This is a genomic window from Opitutaceae bacterium TAV5 (genome assembly GCA_000242935.3).
Lineage (GTDB): Bacteria > Verrucomicrobiota > Verrucomicrobiia > Opitutales > Opitutaceae > Geminisphaera.
The window spans coordinates 286,718-301,675 of the sequence record CP007053.1; the positions used below are offsets into that span (position 1 = coordinate 286,718).

Below are 14,958 nucleotides of genomic sequence, written 5' to 3' on the forward strand. Positions count from 1 at the left end.
GGGGGTCAGAAACTGAATCGGACCTGACCGTAGAAGTAGCAGTCGTCACCGCGTTGGGCGCCGACGGGGAAACCGACGTCAAAACGGGCGTCGAGGTTTTTGAAGAGCTCGGCGCGGAAGCCGAGGCCGGCACCGGAGAGGCTGCGCCATTTTTGCTGGCCGATGATGGGCCGCTGGAGGTGGGTCTCGCCGTGATCGAAGAACCCGGCGAGTTGCCAGCGGGCGTTGTCGGGGAGGATGGAGAAGCGGACTTCAGCGTTGATGACAAAGCCGTCGTCACCGGAGTAGTGCGACTGGGGCTGGCCGCGGACAGTGTTGGCGCCGCCGATGTAGATCTGTTCGCCGGAGACGAGGGGGTCGAGGGAGTACTGGCCGGTGAAGTTGAGGAGGGCGTAAAGGCGGGGGTGGAAGCTCTGGACACGCATGAGGCTGAGGACAAACTTGGTGAAGCTGTTGTCGGCCCCGGCGTAGGCGCGGCTGGAGAGGGTATAGTTGTCTTTCATGCCGCCGAGGATGTGGCCGAGGCCTTGATGGATGTGAAGGGAGAGGAAGGTGCGGCCGGAGTTGTCCTTGCGGTCGTAGTCGGCGCCGAAGCGGAGTTTGCGGATGCTGTCGTCGCTGGTGATGCCGCCGAGCATGCGCTGCTCCATGTCCTGCCACTCAAACCAGCCCTGGAGGTTGAGAGAGGAGCGGGCGGACCAGATGATGTGATGGGAGAGACCGGCGCCCCAGGAGATGTTGTCGCCTTTGATGTCGAGGATTTCGTATTCGTTGCCGGCCTCGTTGTTGCCCTGGCCGAAGTAAAGGTGGCCGGAGGTGCCGTTGGTGCCGAGGGGGCGGGTGTAATCGACCTGATAGAACCAGACGTCGGTCTGGTCGGGAGAGAAGACACCGAAGGCGCTGAAGACATCGCCCGCGCCGGTGAAGTTGGGGAGAGAGAAGGCAGGGATGATGCGGTATTCGCCGGAATCGTCGCTGCCGAAGTTGTTGGCTTCGATGGAACCGGAGATGCGGCGATCTTCCTTGATCTCGATTTCGATGTCGGTGGAGCCGGTTTCTGCGCCAGGCTTGAGGGTGGAGCTGGCCGTGAGGCCGGAGCGTTCGTTGAGGAAAACGAGGGGGCGCTCTACCTCCGGTATGGTGAAGGGCTGGCCGATGGCGGTGGTGTGGGCAAGGGTATCGAGGACGCGTCGGGTGGAGTAACGGCGGTTGCCGGTGACATGGATCTGGCCGAGCCAGCCTTCAAGGACACGGAATTCGATGGGACCGCCGTCACGGACGTCCTGCCTGGGGATGACCACGCGTACAAGCTGGTAGCCTTTCTGATGGTAATAATTTTCAACACGGGTGGCGGTGGCGAGAAGCTGCTGGAAAGTGAGCTCGCGGTTGAGGTCGGAGGCAACGAGAGCAGCAAGCGTTTGCTGATCGTAGAGTGTGTTGCCGACAAAACGAATCTCGCTGACGTGAATGCGCGGGCCAGCGTCGGCAGGGGTCATGGGAGCCACGGGTTTCGGCGTGGTGACCAGGGGGGTATCCTTGGAGGGGACGGGGGGAAGAGCAGTACCAAGAGCTTCCGAATAAGCGCCTCGGGCACCGGACATCTGGACCGGGGTAGCGGCAGGCACGGAATCAGGGACCGGGGAGACGGCAGCTGCAGAGGCAGCGGAAGCGGGCCTGGCGGCAGAAGCTGTGGCCTCAACGGCCGGGCCTGCCGGTTTGGCAGGAGTAGCGGTTTTGTTGGAGGTGGCCGTTTCGGTGGTAGCGGAGGGCGGGACAGCGAATCGGGTGGATTGCGAGGGAGGAGCGACAGGGGTACGGGAAGCGGACCGGACGCGAGGAGCGGCTTTTTCAGAGGTGGCGGATTGGCCCGGGGCTGCCTTGGCTGGAGCGGTGGCAGGTTTGGCGGAGGACGTCGGCGTGACAGATCTGGCAGAACCGGATTCTTTCTGCGGGGCCTTCGTTGTGGATGGTCCGGAGCTTGCAGAAACCGCAACGGCAGGAGGAGACGCAGGGGTATCGTCAATCACAGGTTTGGCTTCCCCGGTGGAAACAGGCGGGAAGGGTGCGAAGTAGACCTTGCCGTCATCCGACTGTGTGGATTTTCCCTGCGTGCGAGCCGATGGAGTGATTAACAAGCCGCCGAGCACCAGCACCGCCAGGAGGGAGGAGAAACGGATCGCATACACATGGGTGGGGCCACCGGAACCACTGCGGGAGGGACCGAGCGAGGAGGGATTCTTTTCTTTTGTCATGTTGCTTGTGAAGAGGAACTGGAGTTGAGGAGGTGAAGGACCGGCATTTCCGGAGTCCGCATCGATTGCGGTCAGCGGGGCAGAAGCCCGAACGTGATGAGGGATGCGTCAGGCAAGCAGGGAAAGGGAACGGCAGGTTCTGGCACAGGCACGGCAGGCCAAGGGCGATATGAACGCCAGAGGCATTGGCGCCCGGGTGTGACGGGGACCAAAGGTGCCGGAATTGTGAGTGAATCGTCTGGTTGATTTGCCTGCATGGTGCATGGCGCAGCTTGAGAGCTTCGGTGGAGACGGAACTCAGGCGACTGCGACCACACCAACGGCGATTCATGGTAGTCCCCCCTGAATCTCAATCCGGGGGAACCGCACGAGGGTGCGAAGTTATCTGTCCAAGGGAGAGGGAATGTATGAAGAAGAACACGTTGATTTCCCTCCTGGCAGTCCATCCAGGTGACCTGAAAACAGGCCTCCGGACGAGATGTGGAGGGGAAACAATGGCAAGCGATTTGCTACAACATTTCCCCAATGACAAGCAGGAATCGGTCATTCGGGTAGCAAAATCCGGATTCATCATGCCACCGGGGGGGGGCGCCCTGCCGGCCAATGGAAAATGACGAATGCAGAATGACCCGGAGCTTTCGTACCCCAAGGGTGACCTGTTTTGGTCCCGGAGAAAGGCAGAGCGGGTTCCCTTGCCGATAAAGACTGCGTGGATACCGGAGGGAAGGATCTTGATCAGTTCGCGCAGGAAATCGACGGCGGTGGCCCGGCTGGTCCGCTTGACGGGCCGGGCAAAGACGAACCTGGAGGTGCGATCAACTGTGATGAAAAGATGGAGTTGCCCTCCTCGGTTCGCGCCTCGTTCAGGTCGATATGAACCTGGCCAGCGGATCCAGCCCGTGAGGCTTCATCGGCAATTCTGCCCATGATCGCCGGGATGGCGGTGTTTTCAACCGCCCAGGGGCGGGGAGGAAGCCTGTGCCACTTTGCTGCGTCTGGCGTAACGTCAGTCAGCAAAGAACCCCGGGGCATGGCGGCGGCTTTTTCTGCCAATCCGCCGGCCACCCGGGGTCATCAACGGCTTACTGCGCGGCGGCGGCGGGGCCGGACGGGAGCAGGGAACTGCCGAGCGTCTTGAAATCGGCCACGAGCTTGTCGAGCGAGGCCTTGAGCGGCACGGAATCGGCAGTCGCCTTGCTCACGTAAGGCTTGACGGTATCGAGCCCTTTGGTGGTGAGGTCAGCGCCGAGCACCTGCCTGATATCGCTCAGGCTCTGCTGGAAGGGCTTGTAGGTCTCGGAAACGCCGGCGTATTCGGCGACGAGTTTTTGCAGCTTCCCGGACACCTCGGCGCGGCGATCGAGGCTGGCGGCGCGGAGTTCGGGATTCTGGATGGCGGCGACCTGCGTGCCCCAGGTGGCGATGTAGTTGTCGGCCTTGGCGCGCATGCTGGCGGCGGAGTCGTTCACGGCCTTGGCCGCGCTCTCCATCGAGGAAAACTGTTTGACGAACGCCTGGTACTGCTTCGTGAGGTCGGCGGCGGGGGTGTTCACGAGGTTGTTGAGCGACGCGAGGGTGCTGTCGATCTGCGCGCGCGCCTTGACGAGCGCGTCGCCGGAGGACTGGAGCGAGGCGGCGGCGTTTTCACTTTTTTTGTACGTGCTGGAGCCCGAACTGGAGCAACCGGCGAACGTCAGCGCGGCGGCGCCGACCGCGAGGGTCGTAATACTGACTAGGATACGGGTGGTTTTCATTGGTCTGGTATGGTTGTGTGTAGTCTTCTGCCTCCCGGAAAGCGGGAGGCAAAATTAAAAATGCTTCGCCTGCGGCGATATAACAAGCACGACCATCCTTGCCATAAGCCCGGTCGATTCGCAAGTTGAACAGGATTCTTCTTCGCAAGGCGGGAACGGACGCCGCCGAAGGGCGAAGCCTTGCGCGAGGCCGGAGGCGACGGACGAGAGGACGGAGGGGTCGGGACTGGCCGCCGGAAGCGTGACCGCGAGGAGACCGGCAGGAAAGCCGATGAAATCGGTGCAGCGCATGGTTGACGGCCTGCGACCAGGGGGAGGGGTTACGGCGCGGCGGCTTCGGGTTGCCAGCCGCCGCCGAGAGAGCGATAGAGGCGGACGAGGGCGAGGTACTGGTCGCGGCGGGCGCGGACGGCGTCGTTCTCGGCCGGATACAACTGCTGCTGCGCCTCGAGCACTTCGTAGTAGCTGGCGCGGCCGGCATCGTAGCGGTCGAAGGCGACGCCGACGGCTTTTTCGAGAGCGGCTACCCGGCGGTCCTGCTCGGCGCGGGAGAGGGCGATCTTGTCACGCGAGACGAGGGCCTCGCTGACCTCGTTGAGGGCGTTGAGCACGGCTTGTTCGTGCGTGAGGCGGGCCTCTTCCCAGCGGGCGCGGGCGGCGGCGACGCCGGCCTTGATCCGCCCGCCCTGGAAAAGGGGGCCGGTGAGGCCGCCGAGGATCGACCAGAGGTTGCCGCTGCCGTGGGTAAAATCGGAGAGGTCGGGGCTGACGCGGCCGAGGGCGCCGGTGAGGTTGAGGCGGGGGTAATACTCGGCAATCGCCACGCCGATGTCGGCATTGGCGGCGCGAAGGTTTTGTTCGGTGCCGCGCAGGTCGGGGCGGCGCGCGAGGAGATCGGCGGGAAGGCCGGCAGGCAGAGCGGGCGGCGCGGCGAGGGCATCGAGCCTGGCCTGGCGTTCGACGGGGCCGGGAGGACGGCCGAGGAGGAGATTGATCTGGTTTTCCTTGAGGATGATTTCGCGTTCGAGGACGGGGATGGCGGCGGCGGTTTGCGCGACGGCGGCGGCGGCGCGGGCGGTCTCGATGGTGGAGGCGACGCCGCCCCGGAGGCGTTCGTCGAAGAGCTTGTAACTGCGCTCGAAGGATTCGCGGGTTTTTCGGGCGATGCCGAGCTCGGCGTCGAGCTCGAGAAGCTCGTACCAGGCCTGGGCGACGTCGGCGACCAGCGTAGTGACGACGGCATTACGCGCTTCCTCCGTGGCGAGGTAGCGGGCGCGGGCGGCTTCGTCGAGGCGGCGGACGCGGCCCCAGAGGTCGAGCTCCCACGATGCGCCGAGGACAGCGGTGGCATCGTCGCGCGTGGCGCCCAGCGGGGAGGGGCTGGGGTTGCCGGCGAACTGATTGCGGCCGCGGCTGGCGGCTCCGGAGTAATCGAGCGTGGGGTAATAGCCGGAGCGGGCCTGCGCGACGGCCTGGCGGGCCTGCTCGACGCGGGTGGCGGCGAGGGCGATGTCGTAATTGGCGGCGAGGGCGTCGCGGAGGAGGGCGGCGAGCGCGGGGTCGGTGTAGATCTGCCACCAGGGGAGGTCGGCCGCGGTGGCGGCGGGTGAGCCGGCCGGATCGGCGACCGCACCGGTGCGGTAGCCGGAGGGGGTGGTGACGGGTCGGGGTTTGTAGTCGGGACCGACGGCGCAACCGGCAAGGAGGGCGGCAACCACCGTCAAAAGGCCGAAGACTGAAGGGCTGAAGGCTGAAGGTTTCGCAGACATGGTGTGCAGTAAGCGGGTTGTTGTTTTTCTTCAGCCTTCAGCCTTCGGGCCTGGCAGGCTGTCGCCGGCGCCCGGTACAGGCGTTTCCCTTTTGCCGGTGAAGCGCTCCATCAGGTAGAAGGTGACCGGGATCAGGAAGATCGCGATGACGGTGGCGGCGAGCATGCCGCCGATGACGGTAAAGCCCATCACCTGGCGCGAGAGCGCGCCGGCGCCGGCGGCCTTGGCGAGAGGCACGCAGCCGAGGATGAAGGCGAAGCTCGTCATCAGGATGGGCCGCAGGCGCAGGCGCGCGCCTTCGAGCGTGGCCTCGATGAGCGGCTTGCCCTGCTCGACGCCCATCTTCGCGAACTCGACGATGAGAATGGCGTTTTTCGCCGCCAGGCCGATCAGCATGACGAGACCGATCTGGGCGTAGATGTTGTTTTCGTAGTGGCCGACCATGAGGCCGAGGAAGGCGCCGAAGATGGCGACGGGCGTGCCGAGGAGAACGCTGAAGGGCAGCGTCCAGCTTTCGTACTGGGCGGCGAGGATGAGGAACACACAGAAGAGCGAGAACGCGAAGATGGCGGCGGCGCCGATGCCTTCCTGCGCCTGTTTTTCCTGGAAGCTCATGCCGAGGTAGTCGTAGCCCATTTCCCTGGGCATGGTGGCGGCGAACGTTTCCTCGAGCGCTTTCATCGCCTGCGCGCTGCTGTAACCCGGGGCGGCGGAGACGTTGAACTGGGCGCTGCGGAAGAGGTTGTAGCGCATGGTGAATTCGGGACCCTGGGTATTCCTGACGGTCGTGAGGGTGGAGAGGGGCACCATGTCACCACCGGCGTTGCGCACGTAGAACTGGCCGAGGCGGGTGGTATCGGTGCGGTACTCGCCTTCGGACTGGACGTAGATCTGCCACTGGCGGCCGAAGCGGTTGAAGTAGTTGACGAAGGCGCCGCCCATGAAGGCCTGGAGGGTCTGGTAAACGGAGCCGATCTGGACTCCCTGTTTGAGGACCTTGTCGCGGTCAACGTCGATGAAGACCTGGGGGACGGTGGGCAGGAAGGTCGTGGTGGCGGAGGCGATTTCGGGGCGTTTCTTTACCGCGTCGAGGAAGGTCTGGACGTTGGAGGCGAGAAACTCGAGTTCGCGTCCGGAGCGGTCCTGGAGGATGAAGGTCACGCCGCCGGCATTGCCGATGCCGGGAATGGCCGGGGGAGAAAAGGCGAAGCCGATGCCTTCGGAGAATCGGGAGAACTCCCGGTTCACGCGCCGGAGGATGGCTTCGTATTTCTCTTCGGGACTTTTGCGCTCGTCCCATTTTTTGAGAGAGACGAAGAAGAAGCCGCTGTAGGTGTTTTGCACGCTGCTGAGCATGCTGTAGCCGCTGACGCCGGTGACGTGTGCGACGCCGGGAGTTTTCCGGAGGATTTCGGTGGCCCTGGCCATGAGCTCGTTGGTGCGGCCGAGCGAGGCTGCATCCGGAAGCTGGATACCGGCGAAGAAATATCCCTGGTCTTCTTCCGGAAGGAAGCTGGAGGGGATGCGTTTGCCGAGGAGACCGGTCAGAACGCAGACGCCGGCGAGCAGGATGATGGCGACGAGGCTTTTCCGGATGAAGAAACGGCAGATGCCGACGTAGCCGTCGGTGGCGCGTCCGAAAACGCGGTTGAATCCGTTGTAGAAGGGCTGGAGGAGGCCGCCTTTTTTCTTCGGGCGGAGGAGCAGGGCCGAAAGCGCGGGCGAGAGGGTCAGGGCGTTGAAGGCCGAGAGGAGGACGGAGACCGCGATGGTGACGGCGAATTGCTGGTAGAGGCGACCGGTGATGCCGGGGATGAAGGCCGTGGGCACGAACACGGCGGCCAGGATGATGGCGATGGCGATGACGGGACCGGAGACCTCCTGCATGGCCTTGAGCGTGGCGTCCTTCGGGCTGAGGCCTTTTTCGATGTGATGCTCGACGGCTTCGACCACGACGATGGCATCGTCGACGACGAGACCGATCGCGAGCACGAGGCCGAAGAGCGAGAGGGTATTGAGCGAAAAGCCGAGAAGGGGGAAAAGGGCGAAAGTACCAATGAGGGAGACGGGAACAGCGAGGAGGGGGATGAGGGTGGCGCGCCAGCCCTGGAGGAAGACGAAGACAACGATGATCACGAGGACGAGGGCTTCGACGAGGGTATGGACGATCTCCTTCATGCCTTCGGTGACGGCGAGGGTGGTATCCATCGCGAGGACACAGGTCATGTCTTCGGGAAAGCTTTTGGAGAGTTCCGCCATGAGAGCCTTGGCGCCGTTGGCGGCGGCGAGGGCGTTGGAGCCGGGGAGCTGGTAAAGGGCGAGAATGGCGGAGGGTTTGCCGTCGAGGGTGCCGTTGAGGCCGTAGGTCTGGGAGCCGAGTTCGATGCGGGCGACATCGCCGAGGCGGACAAAAGAGCCGTCGGGGGCGGCGCGGAGGACGATCTGTGCGAACTGGTCTTCGGTCTCGAGGCGGCCCTGCGCGCGGACGGCCCAGGTGAATTCCTGGCCCGGGGGCACGGGCTCGCCGCCGATCTGGCCCGAGGGGTTGACGTTGTTTTGTGACTGGATGGCGGAGACGATTTCGGGAACGGTGATATTGAGCTTGGCGAGCTGGTCGGGGCGTATCCAGACGCGTATGGCATACTGGCCCGCGCCAAAAACGGTGACGCTCGCGATGCCCCCGACGCGGGTCAGGGCGTCGTTGAGATTGATGTAGGCGTAGTTGGCCAGGAAGGTGCCGTCATAGGTGCCCCCGGGCGAGGTGAGGGCAAAGACGAGGAGGGGCGAGGCGAGGGATTTCTGGACGGTGACTCCCTGGTCGCGCACGCTTTGGGGAAGCTGCGAATCGGCCTGGCTGGCGCGCATCTGGGCAAGCACCTGATCGGTGTTGGGATCGGTGCCGAGGGCGAAATTCACGGTGAGCGTCATCTGCCCGTTGTTGGCGTTCACCGAGTACATGTAGTTCATGTGGTCGACGCCGGACATTTGTTGCTCGATGGGGGTGGCGACGGCCTGTTCGAGCGTGAGGGCGTCGGCGCCGGGATAGGTGGCCTTGATCTGGATTTCGGGAGGAACGATGTCGGGGAACTGCGCGACGGGGAGCGAGGTGATCGAAACGGCTCCGATAACGACCATCAGGATGGCGATGACCATCGCGACGATGGGGCGGTTGATGAAGAATCTGGCCATGACTGGAAAAGGTGGGAAGCGTGGAACGGATGTTTTTTCCGGAAGGATTTACCGGCTGCAGGGAGACCCGGCAGGCTCGGGAAGAACGCCGGCCGCAGGATCGTTTTCCCGCGACGTTTGCTCCTGTATTCGGCTGTTCATGACGGGGCGGCGGGGCGGACCGGATCAGGCTTTGGGCGGGGCGGGGGCCTTCTTTTCCTCGTAAGGCGTGGCGTGGAGCGGGCCGCCGGCGCGGGCTCGCTGGACGCCTTCGACGATGACGGTCTCGCCGGGCTTGAGGCCGTCCCGGATGATCCATCCGCCGGCGACGCGTTCGCCGGTCTTCACCGGCCGGACAACCGCCTTGTTGTCGTCCCCGAGGACGAGCACCTGGTAGCTGCCCTGAAGTTCGAGGATGGCGCGCTGCGGGACGACGACAACGCCCTTCTCCACGTGGGTGCGGGCGCGAACACGGCAGAACATGCCGGGGCGCAGGATGTGGCCGGGGTTCGGAAATTCGCCGGCGATGCGGATGGCGCCGGTGCCGACGCTGACTTCGCGATCGGCAAACCGGAAGACGCCTTTCTGCGGATAGGTGGCGCCGTCGCCGAGGATGAGTTCGAGTTCGATGTGGAGTTTCCTGACGAGGTCGTCGGTATCGGCGCCGGACAGGGAGCCGGCAGCGGCGTCGGCGGAAGCACGGGTCTGGACGAGGGCGATGGCGTTGAGGTACTCCTGCTCGCTGGCGGAAAAATACACGCGGATGGGATCGACGGCGGAGAGCGTGGCGAGTTCGCCGCTGGCCTGGCTGACGAGGTCGCCGATCTGGCCTTTGGCGATGCCGGCAATGCCATCGATGGGCGCGGTGATCCGGGTGAAGCCGAGATCGAGCCGGGCCTTTTCAAGGGTTGCCTTGGCTCCGTCGACTCCGCCCCGGGCGGCGGCGTTGGACTGGATGGCATCGTCGAGCTCCTGCTGGCTGACGGCCTGCGTGGCGGCAAGCGGACGGAGGCGGTTGACGTCGATTTCGGTCTTCTTGAAGCGGGCCTCGGCTTCGACCAGCGCGGCCTTGGCCTGGTCCACGGCGGCGACGAAGGGACGGTCGTCGATCTCGAAGAGGAGCTGGCCTTTTTTCACGAAGGAGCCTTCGTCGTAGACGACTTTTTGCAGGTAGCCGGTCACCTGGGGGCGGATGACGGCGTTGGTGGTGCCATCGAGCGTGCCGACCCATTCGCGGTAGATGGGGACGTCGGCGGGTTGCACCTTGATGACCTGCACCTCGGCCGGCGGGGGCGGCGGAGGCGGCCCGGCCTTGCGGCAGGCGGCGGGGAAAAACGCGGCCCCCAGGATACAGGCAAACGGAATGCCGGACCCGGGACGAATGAAGCAGGATATATTCATCGGAGTAGTGGTAGGTGCGTTACGGAAAAAGCAGAACCCGAAAGCCGACACCCGAAGCCGAATCGGAAAAAACCCCGGAGGTCAATGCCGGTCTGGCGGGTCGCCGGAAGGAGAAAGGTCGGGGTAGATGCGAGCCCAGTCGGCGGATACGCTGACGGTCGTCCATCTGTTGTCGGCAGCGGCTGTGAGCGAAGCGGTGTCGTCCTGCCCGTAACGGGGATCGCGGAAGCCGTCGTCGTGGCTGACGAGGAGCTGGAGCGAAGGGCGGCCGGCAGCCGCGGAATCTTTTTGCGAGGCGCGCAGCATGGCGACATCGGTGCCGGTGCCGATGTTGCCGCAGGCGAGAATCGGCGGGCGGCCAATGCGCTCGCGGATGGCGGCGACGCGGGTCTCGCCTTCGTTGAAGGCTTCGATCCCGGGCAGCAGCCAGGCGACTTCGCGGTCCCCGACGCGGCGGCGCTCGCTTCTGAATGTGCTGCCGATGACGCGTCCGGGCGGGATGCCGTAGAGCGGCTCCGCTATGACCCGCAAAAACACCTCGGTGTTGCCCGAGCAGAGCCAGACCGCGAATCCGCGAGCCTGCAGCAACGCGATCAGCTCGACCATCGGCTGATAGACCATGCCCGCCGCGGTGCGGCGGGTGTCGGGGTACTGAAACCTCCCCAGCCAGGAACCGGCATGCGCGGCGACCTCGGCTTCGTCGCGGTTGCCGTACGCCAGCGTGACGATTTGCCGCAGGGCCGTCGTGCTGTTGGCGGCCATCCATGCGGTGTCGTTGGTGGCGAGTGCGCGCACGACGGGCTGTTCGGCCAGCGTCGGCTCGGCGGCGACGCGCTCCCGGAGCAGCGAGGTCACGAACAGCAGCTCCGCACTCGCCGGCTGCTCGGGAAACAGCGTGCCGTCGTGATCGAACACCGCAATGCGGTCCGCCGGTGGCACGAACGAGGGCGAGTCCGCGGTCGAAACCGCCGCGACAAACGCCAGGATCGCAGCCTTGGACGGCGTCTCGCGCCACGAAGGCAACGGGTCGGCCCAGGCGGTGGTCACCGCGGCGGCGATCATCGCCACAGCGGCAATGACGGACGCCAGGGACGCCGGCACGAAAACGGCCGGGCCGCTCATGCGCGGCGTTTTCACGGGATGAGCTTCTGTTCGCGGAGCACCGCGCCGAGCGCATCCACCGTCTCCTTGACGAGATTGCTGACGCTGGACGGGTTGACCGTCTCGGTGGTGCCGGACCAGAGCAGCTTGTCGGTGGCGGCGGCGTAGATGTTGGTCTCGATCATGATCGTGCGGTTGGTGTATTCGAGACCGTTCTCCGCATAGAGCGGCATGAGCGCATAGCCAGGCCCCCAGTAATCGCGCAGCGAGGCGTAGGCGTCCGGATAGACGCTGCCGGGTGTGTAACCGAGTTCGGTGCGGTCGGCGACCGGACGCATGATGACGATGCCGTCCACTCCGGCCTTGCGTGCGACCTCGTCGAGATCGGCGACGTCTTTCAGGTCGTTGACATCGGCCAGCACGGAATAACCCGTCACCACCTCGACGCTGCGGACGGCGTTGCGCACGGTATCCTCGGCCTGACGGCGGCGGGAAGGATCGGCAATGGTGCAGACAACGAGGATCTTTTTGAACCGGAGCTGGCTCACTTCGGGGTCTTTCCAGCTCTTCTCGACCTTGGTCGACGAACAGCCGGAGAGCAGCAGCGCGGACGCGGAAACAGCCGCCGCCACGAGGGCGAACAGCGGGCGGGACAGGAAGCGGGATGGTTTTTTCATGGGAAAGAAGCCTTGCAGTGTGCCTGCTCCCTCGCCGGCGTCCACCGGTTTGTGCAAAAACCTGGTCGCCCGCCCGCTCCCGCGACACGTCCGGTTCCGGTATTTCCGCCATTTGTACCCCGTCCGGCGCGCTTTTGGCTTCCCATGCCCGCCGCACGATCTTCCCTTGCCGGTTAACTCGACACAACACCGACAACCGCAAACCACCCGCTTCCCGACCGTGGCTTCCTCTCCCGCCTCTCCGTCCTCCCCGTCAACCGCGCCGCTGCCTCGCACCGTGCTCATCGTCGGCTCCGGCGGCCGCGAACACGCGCTCGTCAAGGCCGTCCTCGCTTCGCCTGCCGCCCCGCGCGTCCTCTGCGCACCGGGCAACGCCGGCATCGCCGACGAGGCCGCCTGCTTCCCCGTCGCCGCCGACGACATCCCCGGCCTCGTCGCCCTCGCGCAGCGCGAACAGGCCGGGTTCGTCATCGTCGGCCCCGAAGTGCCGCTCTCGCTCGGCCTCGTCGATGCGCTCGCCGCCGCCGGCATCCCCGCCTACGGCCCCAAAGCCGACGGCGCCCGCCTCGAAGCCTCGAAAATTTTCACCAAGCAGATCCTGCAAAAATACAAAATCCCGACCGCGCCCGCCGGGATCTTCAATGGCGCCGAGCTCGACGCCGCCCTCGACTACATCCGCCGCCGCGGCGCGCCCATCGTGATCAAGGCCGACGGCCTCGCCGCCGGCAAGGGCGTGATCGTCGCACAGACCCTCGCCGAAGCCGAAGCCGCCGCCCGCGACATGCTCTCCGGCGGCAAGTTCGGCGCCGCCGGCAGCCAGATCCTCGTCGAGGACTGCCTCACCGGCGAAGAGACCTCCATTCTCGTCGTCGTTTCCGGCCGCGATTATTTCGTGCTGCCCACGTCGCAGGATCACAAGCGTATCGGAGAAGGCGATACCGGCCCCAACACCGGCGGCATGGGCACGTATTCGCCCGCCGACGTCGTCACCCCCGCCCTCCTCGACCGCATCGACCGCGAGATCGTCAAACCCTCGGTCAACGCCATCGCCGACGAAGGCATCGATTTTCGCGGCACGCTCTTCATCGGCATCATGCTCACGCCCGATCCCGCCGCGCCTGCCGACCCCGCCGCGGCCATCCCCCAGGTGCTCGAGTACAACACCCGCTTCGGCGACCCCGAGACGCAGGTCGTGCTCCCGCGCGTCGAGGGCGACGTCCTCGCGCTGCTCTGGGCCGCCGCCCGCGGCACGCTCGGCAGCGTGAAAACCGGCGTGAAAGCCGACCACGCCCTTTGCGTCGTCATCGCCGCGAAAGGTTATCCCGACGCCTACCCGAAAGGTGACGTCATCACGATCCCCGCCGCCTCCGCGCTCCCGGCAGGTGTTCACATCATCCATGCCGGCACGGCAAAGGACGCCGTCGGCCGGACTGTCACCGCCGGCGGTCGCGTGCTCGGCGTCACCGCCGTGGCCGCCACGTTGCCCGAAGCCGCCGCCCGCGCCTACGCCGCCTGCGAACAGATCGGCTGCGCCAGCAAATATTACCGCCGCGACATCGGCGCGAAGCAGCTCAACCGCCGTTAGCCTCCCCCCCCGCCATGTCCGACCAGCCGCTCATCATCACAGTCTGCACTGCCAACATCTGCCGCAGCCCCATGGCCGAGGCCCTGCTCCGCCACGCGCTCGCCGCGCAGCCCGAACCCTGGAAATCCCTCCGGGTGATCTCCGCCGGCGTGGCCGCAGTCAAAGGCGAACCCGTTTCGGAAAATTCGCGCGTCGCCCTGAAAAAAGTCGGCATCGACATCGGCAACCACACCGCACAGCCGCTTACCCGCGAGATGGTGAAAAAAGCCGCGCTCATCCTCTGCATGACGGAAAGCCACCGGGCCATGATTCTCCACGCCTTCAACCCGCCGCCGTCCGCCGTCCGGCTGTTCCGCGAGTTCATCCCCGGCGACCAGGACCGGGAAATCGGCGACCCCTTCGGCGGCCCGCTCCGGCTCTACGAATTCGCCCGCGACGAGATGGTCGAGGCCATCCCCTCGCTGGTGGAGTATATAAAGAAAACCATCCCGAAAACCGGACAAACACCTGACATTTAACGTCTGACATTTAACACTCAATGAAGGTACCGGAAACAGTCTGTCCGGTTCGTGGAACCCCGCCAGCCGGCATCCTGTTTGATGTTAAATGTTAAGTGTTTAATGTTAAACGTTCTCCGCCATCATCCGAACAGCTCGTCTGCATCACCAGGTCTTGCGATGAACTATCCGGGTTAACCACAGAGACACAAAGACACAGAGGGCAAACCCGTATTCTCCGGGATTTCCACCGGCGGACTTCCCTCTCCGCAGAGTTGACATCCCCTCGCCCGGCTGGTCTTTTGGCCGTTTTCCATGACCATCGTCATCAGTCTCCTGACTCTCGTCCTCGTCCTTGTCTGCGTGTTTCTCGTCCTCGTGGTGCTGGCCCAAAAACCCAAATCCGACGGCGGTATGGGCGCGGCGCTCGGCGGCGGCATGACCGAAGCCACCTTTGGCGCGGATACCGGCAACGTGCTCTCCAAGGCCACGATCAACTCTGCCATCGTCTTTTTCGTCCTCAGTTTCGCCCTCTACCTCGGCCACATCTGGCAGCGCAGCCACGGCAGCTCCCGCAGCATCCTGCCCGCCGAGATTCCCGCCGAAGCTCCGGCCGCCCCCGCGACCTCCGTCACCGCCGAACCTGCCGCGACTCCTGCCGCCGCCACTCCGGCCCCGGAAGCTGCCACCGCCCCGGCTCCCGTCACCGGAAACACCGCTCCGGCCACGGAACCCGCGACCGCTCCCTGAGGTC

At 65.0% G+C, this 14,958-nt stretch carries 12 protein-coding genes; 4 read left to right on the top strand and 8 right to left on the bottom strand.

From position 1 onward, the window contains the following. Positions 1 to 5: 5 nt before the first annotated feature. The gene (locus tag OPIT5_01665) at positions 6 to 1,496 is read right to left on the bottom strand and encodes a hemin-binding protein (GenBank protein ID AHF89155.1); all 1,491 of its coding nucleotides are present in this window, start codon (positions 1,494 to 1,496) and stop codon (positions 6 to 8) included. A 1,417-nt stretch (positions 1,497 to 2,913) separates the two neighbouring features. On the opposite strand from OPIT5_01665, the gene OPIT5_01670 reads away from it, so the two are divergent. Next, entirely contained in the window at positions 2,914 to 3,129 is a 216-nt protein-coding gene (locus OPIT5_01670) for a hypothetical protein (GenBank protein ID AHF93971.1), read from the top strand. Positions 3,130 to 3,334: 205 nt separating this feature from the next. Here OPIT5_01670 and OPIT5_01675 read toward each other — a convergent pair whose 3' ends face one another. The 7 genes from OPIT5_01675 to OPIT5_01705 form a co-directional block, all read right to left on the bottom strand. Further along, positions 3,335 to 3,979 (bottom strand): hypothetical protein, encoded by a 645-nt coding sequence (locus tag OPIT5_01675; GenBank protein ID AHF89156.1) that lies wholly within the window; start codon positions 3,977 to 3,979, stop codon positions 3,335 to 3,337. 81 nt (positions 3,980 to 4,060) lie between these two features. Then, entirely contained in the window at positions 4,061 to 4,297 is a 237-nt protein-coding gene (locus tag OPIT5_01680; GenBank protein AHF93972.1) for a hypothetical protein, read from the bottom strand. Positions 4,298 to 4,326: 29 nt separating this feature from the next. Next, complete coding sequence (locus OPIT5_01685) at positions 4,327 to 5,775, bottom strand: RND transporter (GenBank protein AHF89157.1); 1,449 nt, start codon at positions 5,773 to 5,775, stop codon at positions 4,327 to 4,329. Positions 5,776 to 5,805: 30 nt separating this feature from the next. Further along, the gene (locus tag OPIT5_01690; GenBank protein ID AHF89158.1) at positions 5,806 to 8,964 is read right to left on the bottom strand and encodes an acriflavin resistance protein; all 3,159 of its coding nucleotides are present in this window, start codon (positions 8,962 to 8,964) and stop codon (positions 5,806 to 5,808) included. Positions 8,965 to 9,129: 165 nt separating this feature from the next. Further along, a complete protein-coding gene (locus OPIT5_01695; protein ID AHF89159.1) occupies positions 9,130 to 10,344 on the bottom strand; it encodes an acriflavin resistance protein in 1,215 nt (404 codons plus the stop codon). Positions 10,345 to 10,425: 81 nt separating this feature from the next. Further along, positions 10,426 to 11,466 (bottom strand): NapD, encoded by a 1,041-nt coding sequence (locus tag OPIT5_01700; protein AHF89160.1) that lies wholly within the window; start codon positions 11,464 to 11,466, stop codon positions 10,426 to 10,428. Positions 11,467 to 11,477: 11 nt separating this feature from the next. Then, positions 11,478 to 12,089 carry a hypothetical protein gene (locus tag OPIT5_01705; GenBank protein AHF89161.1) on the bottom strand — a complete coding sequence of 204 codons (612 nt, stop codon included), beginning with the start codon at positions 12,087 to 12,089 and terminating at the stop codon, positions 11,478 to 11,480. 310 nt (positions 12,090 to 12,399) lie between these two features. Between OPIT5_01705 and OPIT5_01710 the strand changes: the two genes are divergently transcribed. The 3 genes from OPIT5_01710 to OPIT5_01720 all read left to right on the top strand — a co-directional run bounded on the left by OPIT5_01710 (position 12,400) and on the right by OPIT5_01720 (position 14,954). Then, complete coding sequence (locus OPIT5_01710) at positions 12,400 to 13,707, top strand: phosphoribosylamine--glycine ligase (protein ID AHF89162.1); 1,308 nt, start codon at positions 12,400 to 12,402, stop codon at positions 13,705 to 13,707. Between the two features lie 14 nt (positions 13,708 to 13,721). After that, positions 13,722 to 14,225, top strand: a complete 504-nt coding sequence (locus OPIT5_01715; protein ID AHF89163.1) for a protein tyrosine phosphatase — start codon at positions 13,722 to 13,724, stop codon at positions 14,223 to 14,225. A 294-nt stretch (positions 14,226 to 14,519) separates the two neighbouring features. Then, the gene (locus tag OPIT5_01720) at positions 14,520 to 14,954 is read left to right on the top strand and encodes a preprotein translocase subunit SecG (GenBank protein AHF89164.1); all 435 of its coding nucleotides are present in this window, start codon (positions 14,520 to 14,522) and stop codon (positions 14,952 to 14,954) included. The last annotated feature ends 4 nt before the right edge of the window (positions 14,955 to 14,958 follow it).

Bases quoted from the DNA above. Each gene is read 5' to 3' on its own strand.
- OPIT5_01680 (AHF93972.1), bottom strand. From the start codon at position 4,297: ATGCGCTGCACCGATTTCATCGGCTTTCCTGCCGGTCTCCTCGCGGTC.
- OPIT5_01720 (AHF89164.1), top strand. From the start codon at position 14,520: ATGACCATCGTCATCAGTCTCCTGACTCTCGTCCTCGTCCTTGTCTGC.
- OPIT5_01715 (AHF89163.1), top strand. From the start codon at position 13,722: ATGTCCGACCAGCCGCTCATCATCACAGTCTGCACTGCCAACATCTGC.
- OPIT5_01690 (AHF89158.1), bottom strand. From the start codon at position 8,964: ATGGCCAGATTCTTCATCAACCGCCCCATCGTCGCGATGGTCATCGCC.
- OPIT5_01665 (AHF89155.1), bottom strand. From the start codon at position 1,496: ATGACCCCTGCCGACGCTGGCCCGCGCATTCACGTCAGCGAGATTCGT.
- OPIT5_01685 (AHF89157.1), bottom strand. From the start codon at position 5,775: ATGTCTGCGAAACCTTCAGCCTTCAGCCCTTCAGTCTTCGGCCTTTTG.
- OPIT5_01695 (AHF89159.1), bottom strand. From the start codon at position 10,344: ATGAATATATCCTGCTTCATTCGTCCCGGGTCCGGCATTCCGTTTGCC.
- OPIT5_01700 (AHF89160.1), bottom strand. From the start codon at position 11,466: ATGAGCGGCCCGGCCGTTTTCGTGCCGGCGTCCCTGGCGTCCGTCATT.